Raw genomic sequence first — 17,231 nt, 5'->3', positions numbered from 1 at the left:
TGACTTGAACTCTGCCGCATACCGTTTCCGCGTAACCTTGCCCATAAAACCCGTCCTCGTTCAGGCCAGATGATAGCTTATCGCCCTGTCCGAAAAATGGGGACCACCTCTTTCAGACGGAAGTAAAGGCGGACGTCCGCCGTTTGATCCGGTGCTGATGTTCAAAATTCTGGTCATCCAGACGTTGAACAATTTGTCTGATGAACGGACAGAGTATCTGATCAACGATCGCCTGTCGTTCATGCGTTTCCTTGGCCTGGGGCGTCGGACCGTGTGCCTGATGCCAAAACGGTCTGGCTGTTCCGTGAACGCCTGACCCAGGCGGGGGCCATTGAAAGACTGTTTGACCGATTTGACGCGACCCTACGGAACGCGGGCTATCTGCCGATGTCGGGCCAGATCCTGGATGCAACATTGGTAGCCGCTCCAAAGCAGCGCAATACCAACACTGAGAAAGCCGACCTCCGGGCAGGGCGTATTCCTGAAGACTGGCAGGACAAGCCATCCAAATTGTCCCACAAGGATCGCCATGCGCGCTGGACACTGAAGTTCACCAAAGCAAAGCGGCAGGATGATGGGACGATCCCGTCAACGGATCTTGCCATTCCGTTCTTTGGCTACAAATCGCATGTTTCCATCGATCGAAAATTCAGGCTGATCCGCAAATGGAAGACGACGGATGCCGCCGCCAGTGATGGTGCGCGATTGAGAGAGGGGCTGTTAGATAAAACCAATACGGCCTCAAGCGTTTGGGCTGATACAGCTTATCGCTCGAAAGCGAATGAGGACTTCATGGACAAAGAGGGTTTTGTCTCAAAGGTTCACAGAAAAAAGCCGCATCTCAAGCCTATGCCCCGACATATCCAGAAATCGAATGCTGGAAAGTCCGTGATCCGATCGCGCGTCGAGCACGTCTTTGCCGACCAGAAATCACAGACGGGATTGTTCATCCGAACTGTCGGTATCACCCGGGCCACCATGAGGATCGGGCTGGCCAATATCGTCTACAACATGCGCCGCTTCCTCTTCCTCGAAAGATTGAACGCGAGCGCATAGTCATCCAGCGGGAGAGCAGTCCCCGATCTGCTCAAAACGCAGATCAAAAGCTCCCCCAAAAACCGTCAATCAAATCGCCAAAAGCCTGAAATCACGAGCCAGGCGCATCAACCAACGGTTCTTCGATCCCTCCAGGTGCGCGGCCAGTCTGACCTGCGTCCGTGGCTGTTCACGATCGCGCATCGCCTGATTGTCAATCACTGGCGCCGTTTACGGCGTTTCGTGTCATGGACGGAAACCATGCAGCCTGAACCTTTGCAGGAGGCCGACCAGATCCCTCATCTGCAGTGGCAGGAAGTGGTTCAGGCGTTCGGACATCTGTCTGATGATCATCGACAGATCATGATGCTGGTGAGTGTTGAAGGGCTTCAATATGGCGTGGTTGCAGAAATTCTGGATCTGCCGATCGGGACCGTGATGTCACGCCTTTCCCGTGCACGTGCTGCCCTGCACAGTCTTGTTGAACATGAGGAACGCCCGACGCTTCGGAGAGTCAAATGACACAGCCTGATCGCTCCGTGACCGAAGATGATCTGCAAGCCTGGGTTGATGGATTTCTGTCTCCGGAACGCCTGCGAACAGTGGAAGACTGGCTCGAAAGTCATCCCGAGACATTGCAGCGTGTCAGGACATGGAAAAACGAGCGTGATGCCCTCCGTGCCGGACTGGGGTCGGAACTCCGGCCGGCCATACCGGCGCGCTTCAACATTTCAAACCTGCGGCAACGGAACGCCGTGCATTCAAGCATGCCCCGAATGGCCGCCTCTATCGTCCTTGCACTGTCGATAGGGTTTGGCAGCGGATGGTTCCTCCGTGATCGCCGCGTACCCGTCGGGTTGGCCGCCGTTGAACAGGAAGCGACCATCGTGCGCGAGGCCAGCAAAGGGAGCACGATTACGGAAAGCAATGTTGCGCAACTCGCAGCATGGGGTGGGAAAATGCTGGGACGCCCGGTACAGCCCCCGGATCTGTCCGCGGCGGGCTATCACCTTGTGGGCGGACAACTGGTTACGACCGATCATGGACCGGCCTGTGTCTTCTTCTATAAGGATGCCAGCGGTGCCCGGATCTCCCTGTTTGTACGTCCTATGTATAACGTGGATGTTAATGCTCCCATGCGTCCGATGCGTCATCTGCCAGGCTATCTCTGGGCTCAGAACGGACTGGGAGTCAGTATGGTGGCAGATACATCCACGAGCAGTCTGCACACTCTGGCGGACCATGCCCGCGATCTGATGGCAAAAGCCAGCTAAGGATCAGGGCGTCCTCAGCTGGCCATTCAGAACAAGGCTTCTCCCCCGCAGGCTCGTGAATTACTGGAAAATCTTTCCAAGGAATACAAACCCCGCCAGACATTTGCAGCGGCTTTACGGTTATGGCGCTATCTTAACGTGCTGTGGGGACTATTGTCCCGACTACCCTTTGCTCTTCCGAAATAGTATTCTGAAATCAATTCGGACTTTCCTGTAGTTAGTGATCATCCGAGCAAGAAAAGACAAAGAATTTAACCGGGCATCCAGTCTTCAGAACGCAATCCGCTCACCCGTATAAATTCTCGAAGATTTCCGGTTACGATAACAAGTCCCCTGCTCCGGGCATGACCGGCAATCATCAGATCGTAAGGACCAATAACACATCCGCGATATTCCAGATCCGCCCTGATGTCTGCTGTATGAGCTGCGGCATCACCGTCGAATGGCAGAACAGATAAACGTGCGGCGAAATGCTCTACCTCACGACGTGTCTTTGCGGGATTTTGAGATTTCTCGGCACCATACAGAAGCTCGTATAACACCACATCTGAGATACAGAGTGTTTCGGCATTATCGTTGAAGCGTTCCCGCAAACCTTGTGGCCGGTCACGTAATACGCGAATACAGAAATTTGTATCCAGAAGATAGCGAAGCATCAAAAGCGTTCCCGCTCCTGAATCTGAGGCTGATTACGCTCAGGCAGATCAACACCAGGTGCTGCAAAGAAATCATCCCATGCAGCATTGGCCGGCGCGATAATACGGCGCACGCCATCAGGAATGATGACGACGTCTTTCAGATTGCCGTCGAATGCAACCGCCTTGGGCAGACGAACGGCCTGCGAACGATTTGAAAAGAAAAGGGTTGTACGACTGAGCATTGCACGCTCCTTTATGGATATACGTTTAGTATATACACGTGCCCACCCATATTCAATGAATTTAATCCTCTTTGCTGGGGCTTTACCCCCCATTTCGCTAGCTGCTCCGGCAGATTTTCACTCAAAGCAACATTACCGCGACCATGATGTTGCGGACGGTAACGAAGAAGGTACTCGTTGGTAATCGTTGCAGTTGGAAAAAGGGCATCTCTTTTTGTGGTCGTATCCAAAAATACCTCCAGAAATGAGAACAACTGCGAGACCGCGATGAGATCGTGACGCTCCGGTAAAATAGAGCCCACATATCAGATCCAGTGTCCCTCTTTACGGGATGTCGGCGCTGCCGGAGGCGGCACGTAGCCGGCCTCGGCCAGCATCCCGATTTCACGCGAGCGGCTGTCCCGCAAGGCATAGAGGCTGCGATCAAGGAAGAGCGTGTTGCGTGCACCGCGCTCGATCAGCGACCGGAAATAGGCGTCCCTGAAACGGATGGCCGCACCGCGCTCCAGCCGCGAGGCCATGACGATGACGGCCACGGCCGCCTGCAACCGGCCCAATACGACACAGGCCTGCGACCAGGCATGGCATGACACGCCCACCTGCCCCGACAGATATTCCGCCGCTTCGATCAGTTCTTCCGCACTCGGCCGACCGCTGGAACACAGCTCCCGCAGGCCGCTGCAGATCTCGAGATAGAACACCGATGTCCCCTTGAAACCCCGCAACGCCGTCCGGTCATACGGGCTCGGTCGATCGGTGGTGGATTCCGGTCCTGCACGCCGCATTGCCTTAATGCGATTGCCGCCTGTGGCGGCTACCTGATCTACTTTTTTAGAAGATTGAATGTTTTTAGTATCTGTATAGTGGGCCCCACTTTGAGGACCCATGGGCCTCATTTCTGATGGATACTGCGTTGAAAAATCAGGGTTTTCCACAGAGGGGCTTCGGGGCTCGGAGACGTCTCCGCCGACATGCGCGGCAACTGTCTCGGACAGTGCAGCCATCTCCCGGTACAGGCCTTCCAGAGTGCCTGTCTGAACAGTCCGCAGTCGTGCCTGCATGATTGCGGCCGCCTGCCGGATCACGTCATGCAAGCCGAACTGCTCGGCCCCGGCCCGAACGCTGTCATTGAGATCGGCTATGGAATCACGCAGGAACGAGATGCGCCCGCGGATCCGGCGCTGCTCGGCGCTGAGCGCGAGAAAGTCCGGCCAGCGATAGCGCAGAGCGGACAGATTGAACCCCACCTGGGTCTGCTCCTTGTTCCCCTGCCAGCGTCGGCCGCGTTGCCCGTTCCGGCCATCCTGTGGCACCAGAAGCCGCGCTTCGGCCAGTTCCCGGATGTGGCGCTGCAGCGAGCTGCGCGAAAGCCCCGTCCAGGACATCAGTGTCGTGTTGTGGGCGTAGATGAACGGGGTCTCCAGTGCGCTCCATGCGTCCGTAGCGGTCTTTTCCACCATGATGATGAGCGTCAGCGCAGCACCCCGGCTCACAGGCAGAACGCCACGCAGGGACTTCAGCATGTTCAGCATGTCCCACTTTCCGGGTTCGGCCGGTGGTGGGGTCGTCAGTTCCTCGCGTGCGGCCAGCATGGCCTCACTGATTCGACGCTGGCCCCGTCGTGTGCAGGCAGCGCGCGTCCTCTGCGTATGGGCAGACTGTTCCATTGATTGGTCCGGATCGGTTGGGTTGAGGGAACCACCTCACGGCCGGACACCAGACAAAAGACTCCCGTTCGCAATTTAGCACTTGCGTTTCAAAGAGAGCTGACGCTAGATGAAGTTAACGAATTCGACATCTAGCTACTGTTTTTTTGCCGGAGCCCTGGCTCTTCCGATCGCCAAATCGGAGGAGGCGGGGTTTTTGGTATGTGAGCGCTACGTCATCGGTGGTCCTCTGGATCGACTCGCTGGCGCCGCCCACAGGGACGTCTCCAGACATCCGAGCATCGTGCCCCCGTTCAGGCTCCGCAACAACCTGTAAAGTTCCCCAGATCGCAATTTTTTCTTTATATTCCGGGGGTTATTGTGTTCATTTTGGCGCGCGGACATCAGCTCGTAACTGCCTCTGACGCACCGCTTCCCATGTGGCTGGCGACCGTCTGCTGGTACTGCGCGACCGTCCATCCGGTCATATTGTTCGCTGCCAGCGTCTTGGCCGAGACGAACTGGCTCAGCGGCGTGCCTGGATCCGATACGGTTGCGATCGCGGAGCCGGCTTTCGTGCCAAACATATAGGCCCCGTAGACCTGTGTTCCGGTAGTGTTGCTGACCAAAGACCAGGCTCAGAGCGGGGCCTAAGAGAGCGGCGTAAATCGCCAGCCAGGTGAAACGCGACATCGATACGACTCCTCGTCGGGTACAAGTCCCAGAATTGTGCCCCAACCGTTTGTGACTGCGTGCGCTGCATGGCTTTTTTTCCGAAAGCCGCGTTCACAACCGACTGAGGCACTGTGGGAACAAGGAGAAATTTTGCATGCGATCCATCTGTGGCGCTGCGCCTATGGGTTACATGCAACAGACCAGGAAGAGAGCGAGCATGGAATACCTATCCCTGCTTTCTTTATTCCAAGAGCACATTAATACCCGATCGGGAGATCTGTATCGTCAGAGATGTATCTACAAGTTCCGCACTAAAGATCAGTGTCGTTCCCAATATTGACGGGTGTAGTATTATCTACGACCTGTAGCGCGAAAGTATCATGAGACAACCACACCCCGCCTCCAGCGGGACATGGTCATTCCGGGAATAGCGCAGGCTCTTTGCCTACATACCACGTCCCCTGGAGGGAGCACGCGTACGCTCACGCTCCTCCTGCCGCTCGCCCCCACGTCGCACTGTGGCCTTCCGGGCGGCCTCGGCCGCCTGGCGCCGCGCCCGGGCCTTCTGGATGTCTTCAGCATGGCGGGCAGCCTTGAGAGCATCCTGCGCCGCGTAGCCTGCCTTACGAAGTTTACGGCTGACGTCATCCCACTGTTCGCGTGGCACCTCCCGGATCGGAGCTTCAGCGATCTCACGCCTCACCTTCGCTCCAGGCGACTGTCCTTTCTGCTGAACACGCTCGTTGACATGGTTCTGCCGGATCCAGCGCGAGGTTGCTTCCTCATGCGCCAGCCGCGCCTGAACCAGATCCACCGCCAGCGACTTGTACGGATGCCGTCCCATGTCGCCCGCAAGCCGGTCATACAGATCCTCCACCGTGACCGGCCGGATATCACCGAGCGCTCGCGAGAACGTCTCCGCCTCCCGGAGCGAACCTTCGGCCACGGCCGTCCAGCACTGATGGACGTGACGACTTTCAGCGACATAGGCGGTAAAACCGGTCATCGCCGAGGAACCACGCGGCATCGCGTTGATATGCTCGTCTGACGTGACACCCTGGGCCGCGTCCACGGTCATCGCATGTCCGAACCCCAGACGGATCCGGCCGGTCTTCGGGTCGGCAAGGCGTGTCCAGGGCACCATCCCCTTGCGTCCTTTCGCGTTCTCCATGATCAGCCCCTCGTCCGACCAGCCCCGGACGGTGGTGAAGTCGCCGTTGGAGCCAAGCTCGCGCCAGCGCTTGCCATGCGGCGTATCCACCCGGACACTGGTCCGGCCGTACAGCCGCACCCGGTCGCCGACCGCAAGTGGCAGCTCATAGGTCACGCCGCGCTGATCAATGGCGGCTTTGCGGATTTCCTCCTGTCCGATCTCGCCGCGCCGGCGCAGACGGTCGCGGACGGCGCGGCTGAGATCCATGACGTCTTCGTTCGTCGGGGCGGACATGGTGATGCCGCGTTTCGAGCCGGCCTGCAGAAGCAGGTCGCGCCGGCGCAGGTAGAGGTCGGCAATATGCTCCACGACCTGGTCATGATCGCCGCCGACAAGGCGGATCGTGCCGTCCCTGCGCTTCATGTCGATGGCTTCGCGGGCACGGGCCATATCGGCTTCCCGCTGCTCGTTTTCGGTCTTGCTCAGGTCACGGCCGGCACTGCGGAACTTGTTGGCGATCTCGCGACTGTGGGCTGATTTCTGCCGGATGGTGCTGAGCAGCTCCGGCCGCGCCTCTTTGGGCATCACTCGCAAAAGTAGTTCAACGGCGTCCCCGGCCTCGATGGCCTGCGCCTGTTCCCGGTCGCCCACCACGCGAAGGGCAAAGCCTTTCTCCTGCTGGAGCTGCAGGATCTGAAGCAGCTGGCGGGGCGAGACCTGACTGACCTCATCGAGCACGAGCACGGATTTGCTGTCGAGCACGATCTTCCCCTGCGCCAGCCCGTCCAGGAGCGGCGTCATCGCGTAGGTTCTGGAAATCCCCGCATCTTTAAGAGCGTCGGCCTGACGCCAGGCGATGGCGGCACCGATGACCGTCCGTCCGTCTTCCTGCCAGGCGTCCACCAGAGGCTTCAGCAGGGTGGTCTTGCCCGAACCCGCAACACCGATCAGGAACCCCAGACCGCCCGCCTGCCCGAGCAAGCGGATCGCCGCAAGCTGCGCAGCGCCATGTGCCGGTTCCTGCGTGAAATCCAGCCCCGACCGGGCTACGGCCGCGGCGATCTGCTCGTCCGTCAATGCGCCGTCCCGCGTCCGGGAGGAAACACCAGCCAGACGGGCCATTTCCTTTTCAAGCGCAATCTGCTCGGTCGTCGCAACCCGCAGACGTCCGTCCTGCTCGCGCATACGGAACTGGACCAGCTTGCCGTCGATCTCGATGCCGCGCTCCTGAATCAGATCCGCAACCCGCTCGACATCCTCCATACCGTCGATCCCCGCCGCGATCAGGCCGTGTGCCGCATAGGTCCGAAGGGCGTCGCGATCAATGACAGCCGCCGTGCGGAACTCATCCGCAAGCGCCTTCGCGGCAATGCCGAACGCCTTTTCGAAGCGCTCCTCCCGGGAAAGCAACACCGTTTTTTCGTCCGTCAGGACGGTGTCGTGCTGCCAGCCGATTTCGTCAGCCTGCTCGCGCCAGATCTCCCGCTCGTTCGTCCCGTCGTACTTCTTCGAGCGATAGGTCAGATTGGCCTGGTGCAGGATCTTGAACTTCTGGTCAGCACTCATGGCATTCCAGTCGCCGCCCTGTCGGGCGACGAAGGCCTCCGCCATGCGCTTTGCCTGTTTGCTTCTCTTTGAGAAGAGCTCGCGGGCTTCCTTGGGAATGCCGTCAATCATGATGGCCTTGCCGCGGTCGTCGACCTCCACGCGCACGCCCAGCTTTCGCAGCTCCTGTGCCAGCTCGGCCTGGAAGTAAGCCCCAAACAGATGCGACGTCATCCCGGTGATGCGTTTGCTGTCCAGGGAACCGAGATGCCCGCTCTCGGTTGCAACGGCATTGAACATGATATTGTGGATATGTGCCTGCGGATCTCCGGGCACCGGAACTTCGACCGCAGCCGTGGCGCCATTGGCGCCATCCTGGATCTCCATAACCGGCCTTGCCGTGTAGTGCCGGAATGACACCCAGCCGACGTCCCCGGCCTCGTTATAGGACACCCCCGCCTTGCCACGGCGCGCAATACCGACTTCCTTTGCGATGAACGCCATGGCGCGATCATTGGCCTGATGGATGGCAGCCCAGATCAGGGCCTGTTCTGCCTTGGTGGCGGCAAACTCTGCCGCAAGCGTCACCGACTTGTCAGGAGCGGCTGTAAAATCGATCCCGGAAATTTCGCGTGTCGCATGGGCCCCTGCCCATTTCTCACCCGTGTCGGCGCGCTTTCCCTCGAAGAGGCGGGCGAGAGCCTCGTCTGTCGGGATTTTCGTCAGGTCGATCCCGAGCTCGGCCGCAATGCGCCTGCTCATGTCAGGACCCCAGCTCCCGCGACCATCGCGCCCGGTATAGTATGTGTTCAGTCGGTCGCCTGTTTCGGAGCGGGTCTTTTCTCCATCCCGTTCAAAGCGGGCATCCTTGCTGGGCTCCAGCTGATGCTCCCGCAGATAGGCGACGATCAACTTTCCGGCCCCGGCAGCCGAAATCTTCCGGTAGGTGATCATTTGAGCTCGGCCGCCTCTTCGCCGCGTCGTTCCAGACGGCTCACCTGCTCACCGAGGCCCTCCAGCACGGTTGTCTGCTGATCCAGCGCACTGGCCATGCGGAGCATGATCTCACGCAGTCCCTCGCCCTCATCCGGCTTGTCGGGCGGACTGACCATCTGATGGATCTGGGCCACGGCTTCGGCAATCTGACCAAGCCGTGTGAGAATAAGCAGCTCGAAGCGCTCGCCTGCCTGTGGCGGAGGGGGAAGAGTGAAATCATCGATATTGGACACAGGGAATCAGCTCCTTCTCGTGGAAAGAGCCAGTGTTCCACCGTGCTATGTGATTGCAGACATCCGGGACCAGTGAGGACTTTCAGGGATGACGGGCCACGCGCCTGGCCTGGGGAAACAGGCTGCGAAAGCGCTCCAGAACCGTCTGCATGAAGGCTCTGCTGAACTGCCCCGTTACGGCAGACTGGCGCAGGTAATATGATCCTTTCACAGGATCGAGATTGTACTCATCCAGCATGAGCCATTGCCTGCGCTTCTGGTCCAGGGCCGCGCGCGGTTTTTCGGTGGCCGGGATTTCAACCGCCTCGCGCCCACGCGCAGGTTCCCTGGTCGTCAGGGGCAGGAGCAGAACGTATTCCTGACCATCCCTGGCAACAAAAAGCACCGCAACGGCAACCGGACGGTCTTTGCGCCCCTCCGTTTCTCCCTGGGCGTCCTGCCAATGCCACAGATAGGGGTACTGCAGGACGGTCCCCGGCTCGAACGCCGCGACCACTAGGGGCGCTCGTCCGAGGACAGGAACGCATCAATCGCGTGCGACACATCCTCTGCCAGGTCGGACGGCATCTCGGCGGTCGCTCCTGCCAGGCGACGGTCTGTCTGGGACTGCTTCAGCGCTTCGTATTGCTCGACGCTCAGAACCACCAGACGGGGCTTTCCTCTTTGACTGATGGCCGTCGGCCCCTGCAGGGCGCTGGCAATAATGTCCCCCGATTTCCGGGACAGATCACTTGTTGAGAAGGTCCGCATCGTCCGTTTCTCCGTTGCACCATACATGCAGCAATGATGTCTTTCGTGGAGAATACAGCAATTACAGCATACAGGAAAACATCTTCTTCTTGACGCGATATGCGCCCCCCTTCCCCGGATGCCATGTGGTCCCGCAGGGACCGCACCCGAAAGGGTGCATTTGTATATGGAAAAAGGAGAAAACTGACACGATCTTGACGCGATCCTGACACGACAGTGACGCGATGATGAAACGATGGCGACGCGATCTTTGACACGATCTAGGACCGATGATAGCTGGAAGGAGAGAGGAGCGACCGAGAGATGGCTACGGCACTGACAAGGACTGAAACAGGCGGATCAATGTTCGCGGCGCTGCAGGGAAGCGAGCGCGGTGCGTGGGCACACTCGCCGTTGTTTCGGTGGATGGCAGAAAATTTCGAAGCCATGTCGCGTGCCGTAATGGGTAAGAAAGTTCGCTGGCAGAAGCTCTGTGAAGCTGCAGCCGCGGACGGACTGACCAACAGAAATGGTCAGTTACCCAAGCCCGAAACCCTGCGGACTACGTGGTATCGCGTTCGCAAAACTATGCGAGCCATGCAGGAAGTGCAGGAAAAGGCAGAAGCTGAGGCTGCTGCCAAAAAGGCCTCTCGTTTGTCCGAAGCCAAGGCTAGTCGCGATAAGGAAGCCGATACGGGCGGGGATTTGCGTTTGCGGATGGAACAGGCTGACCGGGCCGAACGTTATGCAACGGGCATGCGTGAGGAGGTTCGGGATGCCCACGTCAGGGCGGCGGCTCAACGACAGGAACGGGCGAACCAGCAGGCCGCGACTGCTCCGGAGCGGGAGATCGAGCCTTCTGATCCGTCAGAGTTCATCACGCAGGATCTTCCGGTGGTCAAAGGCGTATCGAACCGCGCCTATCTGCCGGTCGACCCCAAGCTGCCCCCGGTCCGTGAAGGAGAGATCAATCGGATAACCGGTAATGCGTGGATCTATGGCGACGACCTGCCGGGTTATCCGAGCAAGCGGAATTATGAATACGAGAAAGAATGGCTTCGGGATGTCGGGTTGCTCCTCCGGCATCGCCACCCGACAAATCTGACAATGACGCGGGAAGAGAAGTTCGTGATGCGGAGCGCTAAAAGCTGCATTCCGAACCTGTACTGAGCCGCTTCGTTCGCAGTCACATTCGCCTGTGAGACTCTGTTGATAGGGCACGAAGGCCCGGATCAACAGGAGACACTGGTACTATGACTGACAAGCCTACAGCGCAGCCGAAGAAAGAGCCTCCCCGCCGTCGCGCCGTCTGGCGTATCGGGCGCGGCCGGAGCGGCGGCAGGCCTTGGCCTTGCGACTTTTGTTCACTGGGCCATCAAAGAAGGTCGCCCCGTTCTGGCCGCGGATGGCGACCCGAACAATCCGATGCTTTCCAAGCTCTATCCACCAGAGGGCCCGAACGGCGTCAAAAGACCCGGCAACGCAGAACTGGAGCAAAGCAAGCTCTGGCTGGCTGACGTTCTGGCAGAGGCACTCAAGCACAGCGCATCGCTTGTGATCGACATGGGCGGCGGAGACCGCGTCAGCGAAGAGCTGGCGGCGGAATCGCACCTCGCAGACTTCCTGAAGGCCAACGGCGTCAATCCAACCTTCGCCTACTTTACCGGGCCGGAGCGGGACGACTTCGATCATGTCTATCGGATCTGGAAGTCAGCCGCTTTCAAGGACGGTGATTCGATCCTCTTTCTGAATGAGGGCCTCTATCGCTCGCCCTCTCGCTCTGCGAATCCCTTTGAATGGCTCAAAGAGGATCCACGTCTTGCACAAATGGAAAAGGCGGGGGTTCGGCCCGTCGTGTTTCCTGCGCTGACGTGCATGAAATACCTTGAAGGCGACGACATGAATGTCTTCGACGTCGTGGCAGGGAAGCCCAAAGCCGACGGGACCAAGGTCAATCCGCTCTGGGCCCACATGACGGTCAAATGGCTTGAGGCCTTTCGGCACAACGTCGAGGAGGAAGGCGTGGCAGAATGGCTGCCGTAAACGGCGACCTCACACTGCCGAAGGCACAGGAGGCGCGTGAGCGCCTCCTGGCGAGCCTGCATGATGCAGGGATTGAACCCTCCAGTCCGCTTGGGTTGATCATGCTCACGCAAAGCGAGAGCGTCAGCCTCGCGAGCGCGCAGTTCGAGCAGGCCGCCGCCGCTCTCTCCGACGCATCCGAGCAGGCGAGAGGCGAACTCTCCGGTCTTCATCAAAAGCTCGCTCGGGGCGTCGAACAGGTCGAATCCCTTCAGCAGGCGGGCGAATCACGCATTCGCACGCAGGAAATCTTCCTTGAGCGGGAACAGGCCGCGGCCGTGGCGCGCATTGTCAAAAGCATCGAGCAGGCACTGGCGGAGAGCGCCGTAAAACAGCAGGCCGACCTTTTTACGGCCCTCAAGAAGCGACTTCCGCAGGATGAGTTAGCGTTCTATCGGCAGGTCCGCTGGAACCGTACGTTCATAGCGTTCATGCTGGCGGGCGCCTTGATCGTTCTCGGCTACTGGAGCGGGAGCCGGACCACATCTGCAAATACGGCAAGAGGCCAGTTCTGCACTGAGCACCTCCAATATGACAAAGCCACCGGCATGCAGTGGTGTCCGCTGACACTGCCGCCTGAGAACGCCGGTCACGCCAGCCCATGACGAAAGCGGATAAGCCATCGGCTCTGAGCGCGGTCCGGACCCGTGCGAGCGGCGTGATCCGCTTGCGGATTGCGCCGCTCGCGCGTTTTGTCGAAACCTCAACCATCCTTCCCGAGATCAACGCGAGCCCGATATGCCTGATGCTTTGGAGCAGCGGATGCCTTTCGCTCATCGGGGGGGAAAGTGCCGCACTCATGCTTCATGACAGGCTGGGTCACGCCGCGTTTCTGTTTGGCGCCGTCGCTATCATCCCGATATCGTGCATGGCGCTGCATTACCTGCGCTGCTCCTGCGAGCACGGCTTTCTTATCAGAACTGCTGCCATCCTTACGGTACTGGCCGTGGTCCTTACGTGGATACTGCCCGCACCTGTTCCCGGCTGACCGGCCCGAGCTTCGGATATCAGGGCGGAGCCCTGACGCAGCATACGTCACAGCCGCGCTTGCGCGGTTGTGTCCATTTTGGCGCGGTCTGACCAGACAGCAAAAAAGGCGGTTCCCAAGGGAACCGCCTTTTCCATGTGTGGACCTGGCCGAGGCCGTTTGAGGCGGCCCGGATCTCGGCAGGGGTGGCACCAGCGGCGCGCGCGTCTTCTGCGGCCCGTGTCCTTGACGTAAGGCTTCCAGTCTTCACCGAACAATTCGCGGTAGGCGTCACATGCGCCGGTTGCCATGACCGCGAGCGCGTAAGCCTTCGGGGCCTGCTGCGCTGCGAAACGGACTGCCCGATCTACGCGGTTTTCCCCGCCGTCGACGCCCATGCGGTCCTCATCGCGGCTTTCGTTGCTGAAAGAGTTCTTTTCGTCAAAGGCAATCTGCCGCTTGTTCTCATAAAAGTTGGCGGCCCCATAGGCAGAGCGGATCATACCATCCACGATGCGGCCAAGGCGCATTTCCATGGCCTTGAAATTGCGCTCGCCCCGGAAGTCGGTGACGACAAGAATGTCCTCAAGGAGCGCGTACTGGTCGCGGATCATGCTGAGACCGGCCCCCAGCAAGTCGTCATAGTCGCCAGCGTCATAGCCGAAATGCTGAACGATTGCGGCAATCTTGTCGTCGTTCGGGGCAAGGCGGAGCACGTCGGCAAGGAAATGGCCTTTGTGCGTTCGCGGGCTTCATTGAAGCGACGGACAGAGGCGGGGCTGGCCTTCGGTGCGGCCTTGCGGTCTGCGGAGTTCTGGGCGATTGTGTTTGTTGCGTCGGACATGAAACTTACCTTTTCTAGTCTAGCGAAGTCCCGTTCGGTGGTGACACACCGTTCGGGGCGCTTTGTCCTGAGGGCAAATCCCTCTCGATAAGTAAAAGATAGCATTTTCGGCCTTTCATGACAAGAGAAAAACCGCAGAAAACCGCCATAAAACGCGACTTATTTTTCCATTACAAGTAAAAATATTTCTTGATTATTTATGGATGCCCTGTCGTTTTCCTAGACCCATCCTGCCCGTGCGGCGAGCACACTGACGGCGACGAGAGTGGAGTGGAGGCGGCGTTTTCCTGAGCCCATCCTGCCACCTGCCGCCGAGGGTCGCGCAGTGGCTTTACGGACTGGCACGGCAACTGTCAGACTGAACGCTGGATGCGAGGACGCTGTCGTGGAACGGCCCTCCCGGGCGGTCCTTCAGGACCGTTCGGGGGGGACGAGGAGCCGTCTCCCGGTAGAACGTCCCGGACCAGGACCGACCGTCAGCGGAAAAGGATGCGGGTGAGTCGTACCTGAAAGGGACAGACCCGAGGGCCAGACGCCCGCCTGAGGGCGGCTGGACGTCGGGGCTAGGCGGAGCTTGGCGACGAAGGAGCCTAGCGTAGTAGGGCGAACGAACCCGGCAGGGCCGCCCCGACCCTTCTTCGCCTGCTCATCAAAGTTTCCACGGATCAGGCTCCAGGAACCAAACGTTATTCAGCCTTCCCTCACGGTTTGCCTTTCTGGCTTTCCTGCGGAGCACTGCGCGCTCCTGACACGCTTTACGTCGCTTCTTTTCATCCGCTTTCCAGCACGCCCGCAGGACAGGGCGCAGATCAGGACACCGCGCGGCTATCTGTCCATAAGACATGCCCCTATCGCGGGCGAAGCCTCCAAGGCCGTCCACGCCCTCCAGCAGTCTGCCCTTGCCCCGCCCGGGATAGAACATCACGGCAAGCCCGTCCTGTGTCTGCGCCGCTGAGGGCAGCCGCAGGAAGAGGGTAGCGAAGCCGTCTGACGTCTGAACCCATCCGGGCGCTGGCTCTTCCAGTCGCTGCAAACGCAGGAGGTCGAAGTGGGGGCAGTTGTCGGCCACGGCGGCCGCAGTTTCGGGAGACCTTTCCCAGAAGGTTGCACAACACCCCGACCAGTCCCGCACGGCGTCGGTCGGAAACAGGACTGCATAGGCGGTTATCAGGTCAGCCTGATAGACCGGCTGACCGGCCTGCCACTTGGCAAAGCTGGGGTCGTCGAAGCAGTCGATATACTCCATCCCCCGGATGGTCACGTCGGGATACTCAGCCGCCAGTCCATCGCCGTGGTGCAGCATGGCGCTCCCGATGCCGTTGTACAGGCGCATCTCAAGCTCGGTGTCGCTAGCGAAGCTGATGTCCTCGGCGTCGCAGGTGCGCCCGGCCCGTTGCTCGGCGATCTCCCGCAGTCGTTCGGGGGAACCGGTGAGGATGAATGTCGTGACGACGCTGATGCTCATGGGAGAAATCCTTATTTCCTTTGTGATTTCCCCTCGCGGCCGCAGACGGCTGGACGGGACAATGGCGCGCCCTCCAGGGCGCGGACCGCGTGCGGCCGGACCATTGTGGCGGCCAGACGGGCTGTGGCGGCCCCTGTCTTTCCTCCCCTCCTCAGCCTTTCAGCCGCTCCGCAGCCCTCTCGGGCTCGCAGTCACAAACAGCAGAGCTATGGGAGAGCCAAGGAGATCTCATGACCCGACCTACCGTCGCCCTAAGCGCCCTTCACCGCCTCTACGCTGCTTCTCTGTTTCCCATGCCTCAGGCCATTCTATGCGGAATCCTGATCCTTATTCCTTCTTCATGGTGGTGTATCGGAAGCCTCTTGCTGATACTCCCGCAGGCGAAGACGATGTCAAAGCTGGCACTGCCTCCCGCCGCGATGAAGCCACCAGCAAGGCGTCTGATTGTCTCTGGGCGAGGCGTGCCATGGACCGCAGACACGACACCCCGGCCTCTGTTGTACAGGATGGTGCTGACGCGGGTGTCCACGGTGACAGTCGGGTGTTCGGACATGCTGATCTCCTTCTCTTCATGTCTCTTCAACTGTCCTCTCCGGAGTCAGGGCCTGACTGGCGGGGCAAGGGCGACGCGTCAGCGGCGGTCCCGCAGGCGTCAGCCGAGGACACCACCCCTTGCGGCGACAGACAGGCTCTGGCACCCGCCCCTCTCTCCTCCTTCTTTCTCTTTTCTCTTCGCTTCTCGCCCTCGCGCGGGCAGGCTCTTCCCCTGTGAACCCAGGCACCGTCTCACAGCATGAAAAAGGGCGGAGCCATGCTGACTCCGCCCTTGAAAATCGTAACCGGTTCGTCCAAGTTCAGAGGTGAGCCGTGAGGGGCTTCGCAAAAAACACCTCACGGCCCGGTTTACCTTAAGTGATTTACTCGGAGAGGCTCTTCAGTGCGGTGGCAACCGCCTGAAGGGTCTTCTTCGTTTTACGAAGGATCTTCGTAAACCACTTACGGTCCACCACGATCACGAAGATCATGGCTTCCCCTTTCACTCTGACGACTTTGGGTAGGCATCCAATCCCCTGTTGTGCCAGATCAGACGTCACATGCCATTCTACGCGCTTCAGGCCAGACCTAAAAAGAGGGCCAAAGCGCGATTTACGGAGAGCATGATCGTATCGCTGGCGATCCCAAAGGTGGGGCCGATCTTGTCGCGGGAGACAGTGCTGGGCTTGTCGATCATCACCTGAGACGTCTTGCGTAGCCCGTTTCGCTCGTCCGGTGTTACCGACAGGCGGAGCAAGGGCGCGTCTATGAGCGTGCTGGTGACAGGGAGTACAGTCACAGAGGCCGTCGTTTCGAAGCGGTCAGCCTGGACGATTAGCGCGGGACGGGGTTTTCCCAGATCACCCTGGAGAGCAACGGTAACGAAGTCTCCCCGGTTCATGCATCCCATCCGTCGAGATCGCTGGCCGCGCTTTCAACGAAGGACATCAGCGCGGGATCGTGCCGTTCTGCCTCGGCCACGAGACGCGCCTGGCGCTGGCATTCTGCATCAAAGCCAGGTGTGCGCGTATCGGGTACCCAGATCTGGACGGGGCGCAGACCGGCCTTACGAAGGGTGTCACGACGCTTTTGGACGCGAATGGCAACAGGGGTCATGGCTTTTCTCCTCCCGTTACATGTAACAGGAAAAAGTTCTGATTTCTACTAAAAAGC

General features: G+C 59.4%; 19 protein-coding genes and 1 pseudogene. 7 read left to right on the top strand and 13 right to left on the bottom strand.

The features are described 5' to 3' along the window. Window positions 1-106 precede the first annotated feature (106 nt). The 3 genes and pseudogenes from HKD31_RS14745 to HKD31_RS14735 form a co-directional block, all read left to right on the top strand. Window positions 107-1,056, top strand: a pseudogene (locus HKD31_RS14745) (IS5 family transposase); the annotation flags it as partial. Window positions 1,057-1,191: 135 nt separating this feature from the next. Then, complete coding sequence (locus HKD31_RS14740) at window positions 1,192-1,557, top strand: sigma-70 family RNA polymerase sigma factor (RefSeq protein WP_338085592.1); 366 nt, start codon at window positions 1,192-1,194, stop codon at window positions 1,555-1,557. Then, complete coding sequence (locus HKD31_RS14735; RefSeq protein WP_194265590.1) at window positions 1,554-2,309, top strand: anti-sigma factor family protein; 756 nt, start codon at window positions 1,554-1,556, stop codon at window positions 2,307-2,309. Before HKD31_RS14740 ends, HKD31_RS14735 begins: the two co-directional genes overlap by 4 nt. A gap of 251 nt (window positions 2,310-2,560) precedes the next feature. Here the strand turns inward: HKD31_RS14735 and vapC are convergent, their stop codons facing one another. The 8 genes from vapC to HKD31_RS14695 form a co-directional block, all read right to left on the bottom strand. Beyond that, the gene (gene vapC, locus HKD31_RS14730) at window positions 2,561-2,965 is read right to left on the bottom strand and encodes a type II toxin-antitoxin system tRNA(fMet)-specific endonuclease VapC (protein ID WP_194265591.1); all 405 of its coding nucleotides are present in this window, start codon (window positions 2,963-2,965) and stop codon (window positions 2,561-2,563) included. Then, window positions 2,965-3,189 (bottom strand): type II toxin-antitoxin system VapB family antitoxin, encoded by a 225-nt coding sequence (gene vapB, locus HKD31_RS14725; protein WP_194265592.1) that lies wholly within the window; start codon window positions 3,187-3,189, stop codon window positions 2,965-2,967. Before vapB ends, vapC begins: the two co-directional genes overlap by 1 nt. A gap of 305 nt (window positions 3,190-3,494) precedes the next feature. After that, on the bottom strand, window positions 3,495-4,856 hold the full coding sequence (gene repC, locus HKD31_RS14720) for a replication initiation protein RepC (RefSeq protein WP_194265593.1): 1,362 nt from the start codon (window positions 4,854-4,856) through the stop codon (window positions 3,495-3,497). Window positions 4,857-5,239: 383 nt separating this feature from the next. Next, window positions 5,240-5,464 (bottom strand): hypothetical protein, encoded by a 225-nt coding sequence (locus tag HKD31_RS14715; protein WP_228120872.1) that lies wholly within the window; start codon window positions 5,462-5,464, stop codon window positions 5,240-5,242. A gap of 491 nt (window positions 5,465-5,955) precedes the next feature. Further along, the gene (gene mobF / locus HKD31_RS14710; RefSeq protein WP_194265594.1) at window positions 5,956-9,162 is read right to left on the bottom strand and encodes a MobF family relaxase; all 3,207 of its coding nucleotides are present in this window, start codon (window positions 9,160-9,162) and stop codon (window positions 5,956-5,958) included. Next, entirely contained in the window at window positions 9,159-9,437 is a 279-nt protein-coding gene (locus HKD31_RS14705) for a hypothetical protein (RefSeq protein ID WP_062499779.1), read from the bottom strand. Before HKD31_RS14705 ends, mobF begins: the two co-directional genes overlap by 4 nt. A gap of 82 nt (window positions 9,438-9,519) precedes the next feature. Then, window positions 9,520-9,933 carry a hypothetical protein gene (locus tag HKD31_RS14700; protein ID WP_194265595.1) on the bottom strand — a complete coding sequence of 138 codons (414 nt, stop codon included), beginning with the start codon at window positions 9,931-9,933 and terminating at the stop codon, window positions 9,520-9,522. Beyond that, window positions 9,933-10,187: a type II toxin-antitoxin system prevent-host-death family antitoxin gene (locus tag HKD31_RS14695; protein ID WP_194265596.1), complete on the bottom strand. Its 255-nt coding sequence runs from the start codon at window positions 10,185-10,187 to the stop codon at window positions 9,933-9,935. Before HKD31_RS14695 ends, HKD31_RS14700 begins: the two co-directional genes overlap by 1 nt. A gap of 303 nt (window positions 10,188-10,490) precedes the next feature. Between HKD31_RS14695 and HKD31_RS14690 the strand changes: the two genes are divergently transcribed. The 4 genes from HKD31_RS14690 (at window position 10,491) to HKD31_RS14675 (ending at window position 13,236) form a co-directional block, all read left to right on the top strand. Further along, window positions 10,491-11,336 (top strand): hypothetical protein, encoded by an 846-nt coding sequence (locus HKD31_RS14690; protein ID WP_194265597.1) that lies wholly within the window; start codon window positions 10,491-10,493, stop codon window positions 11,334-11,336. Between the two features lie 255 nt (window positions 11,337-11,591). Continuing rightward, on the top strand, window positions 11,592-12,209 hold the full coding sequence (locus HKD31_RS14685; RefSeq protein WP_194265598.1) for a hypothetical protein: 618 nt from the start codon (window positions 11,592-11,594) through the stop codon (window positions 12,207-12,209). Then, on the top strand, window positions 12,197-12,853 hold the full coding sequence (locus HKD31_RS14680; RefSeq protein ID WP_194265599.1) for a hypothetical protein: 657 nt from the start codon (window positions 12,197-12,199) through the stop codon (window positions 12,851-12,853). Before HKD31_RS14685 ends, HKD31_RS14680 begins: the two co-directional genes overlap by 13 nt. Beyond that, complete coding sequence (locus HKD31_RS14675) at window positions 12,850-13,236, top strand: hypothetical protein (RefSeq protein ID WP_194265600.1); 387 nt, start codon at window positions 12,850-12,852, stop codon at window positions 13,234-13,236. The genes HKD31_RS14680 and HKD31_RS14675 overlap by 4 nt, the downstream gene beginning before the upstream one ends. 47 nt (window positions 13,237-13,283) lie before the next feature. On the opposite strand, the gene HKD31_RS14670 is transcribed toward HKD31_RS14675, so the two are convergent. The 5 genes from HKD31_RS14670 to HKD31_RS14650 all read right to left on the bottom strand — a co-directional run bounded on the left by HKD31_RS14670 (window position 13,284) and on the right by HKD31_RS14650 (window position 17,174). Then, the gene (locus HKD31_RS14670) at window positions 13,284-13,931 is read right to left on the bottom strand and encodes a hypothetical protein (protein ID WP_228120871.1); all 648 of its coding nucleotides are present in this window, start codon (window positions 13,929-13,931) and stop codon (window positions 13,284-13,286) included. A 777-nt stretch (window positions 13,932-14,708) separates the two neighbouring features. Then, window positions 14,709-15,524 carry a hypothetical protein gene (locus tag HKD31_RS14665; RefSeq protein WP_228120870.1) on the bottom strand — a complete coding sequence of 272 codons (816 nt, stop codon included), beginning with the start codon at window positions 15,522-15,524 and terminating at the stop codon, window positions 14,709-14,711. Between the two features lie 298 nt (window positions 15,525-15,822). Then, the gene (locus HKD31_RS14660) at window positions 15,823-16,077 is read right to left on the bottom strand and encodes a hypothetical protein (protein ID WP_194265614.1); all 255 of its coding nucleotides are present in this window, start codon (window positions 16,075-16,077) and stop codon (window positions 15,823-15,825) included. 558 nt (window positions 16,078-16,635) lie between these two features. After that, the gene (locus tag HKD31_RS14655; protein WP_194265601.1) at window positions 16,636-16,959 is read right to left on the bottom strand and encodes a type II toxin-antitoxin system PemK/MazF family toxin; all 324 of its coding nucleotides are present in this window, start codon (window positions 16,957-16,959) and stop codon (window positions 16,636-16,638) included. Then, the gene (locus tag HKD31_RS14650) at window positions 16,956-17,174 is read right to left on the bottom strand and encodes an antitoxin MazE family protein (RefSeq protein ID WP_062269019.1); all 219 of its coding nucleotides are present in this window, start codon (window positions 17,172-17,174) and stop codon (window positions 16,956-16,958) included. Before HKD31_RS14650 ends, HKD31_RS14655 begins: the two co-directional genes overlap by 4 nt. Window positions 17,175-17,231 lie beyond the last annotated feature (57 nt).

The sequence above is a fragment of the Gluconobacter potus genome (assembly GCF_015244705.1).
In the GTDB taxonomy this organism is placed as follows: Bacteria; Pseudomonadota; Alphaproteobacteria; order Acetobacterales; family Acetobacteraceae; genus Gluconobacter; species Gluconobacter potus.
The sequence above is the reverse complement of the archived record's forward strand: the minus strand, read 5'-3'. Positions and strand labels throughout refer to the sequence as shown.

What these genes read in the sequence shown, in the direction of transcription:
- HKD31_RS14650 (WP_062269019.1), bottom strand. Translation starts at nt 17,174, where the DNA reads ATGACCCCTGTTGCCATTCGCGTCCAAAAGCGTCGTGACACCCTTCGT.
- HKD31_RS14690 (WP_194265597.1), top strand. Translation starts at nt 10,491, where the DNA reads ATGGCTACGGCACTGACAAGGACTGAAACAGGCGGATCAATGTTCGCG.
- HKD31_RS14735 (WP_194265590.1), top strand. Translation starts at nt 1,554, where the DNA reads ATGACACAGCCTGATCGCTCCGTGACCGAAGATGATCTGCAAGCCTGG.
- HKD31_RS14655 (WP_194265601.1), bottom strand. Translation starts at nt 16,959, where the DNA reads ATGAACCGGGGAGACTTCGTTACCGTTGCTCTCCAGGGTGATCTGGGA.
- HKD31_RS14695 (WP_194265596.1), bottom strand. Translation starts at nt 10,187, where the DNA reads ATGCGGACCTTCTCAACAAGTGATCTGTCCCGGAAATCGGGGGACATT.
- HKD31_RS14660 (WP_194265614.1), bottom strand. Translation starts at nt 16,077, where the DNA reads ATGTCCGAACACCCGACTGTCACCGTGGACACCCGCGTCAGCACCATC.
- HKD31_RS14685 (WP_194265598.1), top strand. Translation starts at nt 11,592, where the DNA reads ATGCTTTCCAAGCTCTATCCACCAGAGGGCCCGAACGGCGTCAAAAGA.
- HKD31_RS14665 (WP_228120870.1), bottom strand. Translation starts at nt 15,524, where the DNA reads ATGAGCATCAGCGTCGTCACGACATTCATCCTCACCGGTTCCCCCGAA.
- repC (WP_194265593.1), bottom strand. Translation starts at nt 4,856, where the DNA reads ATGGAACAGTCTGCCCATACGCAGAGGACGCGCGCTGCCTGCACACGA.
- vapB (WP_194265592.1), bottom strand. Translation starts at nt 3,189, where the DNA reads ATGCTCAGTCGTACAACCCTTTTCTTTTCAAATCGTTCGCAGGCCGTT.
- HKD31_RS14680 (WP_194265599.1), top strand. Translation starts at nt 12,197, where the DNA reads ATGGCTGCCGTAAACGGCGACCTCACACTGCCGAAGGCACAGGAGGCG.
- HKD31_RS14675 (WP_194265600.1), top strand. Translation starts at nt 12,850, where the DNA reads ATGACGAAAGCGGATAAGCCATCGGCTCTGAGCGCGGTCCGGACCCGT.
- vapC (WP_194265591.1), bottom strand. Translation starts at nt 2,965, where the DNA reads ATGCTTCGCTATCTTCTGGATACAAATTTCTGTATTCGCGTATTACGT.
- mobF (WP_194265594.1), bottom strand. Translation starts at nt 9,162, where the DNA reads ATGATCACCTACCGGAAGATTTCGGCTGCCGGGGCCGGAAAGTTGATC.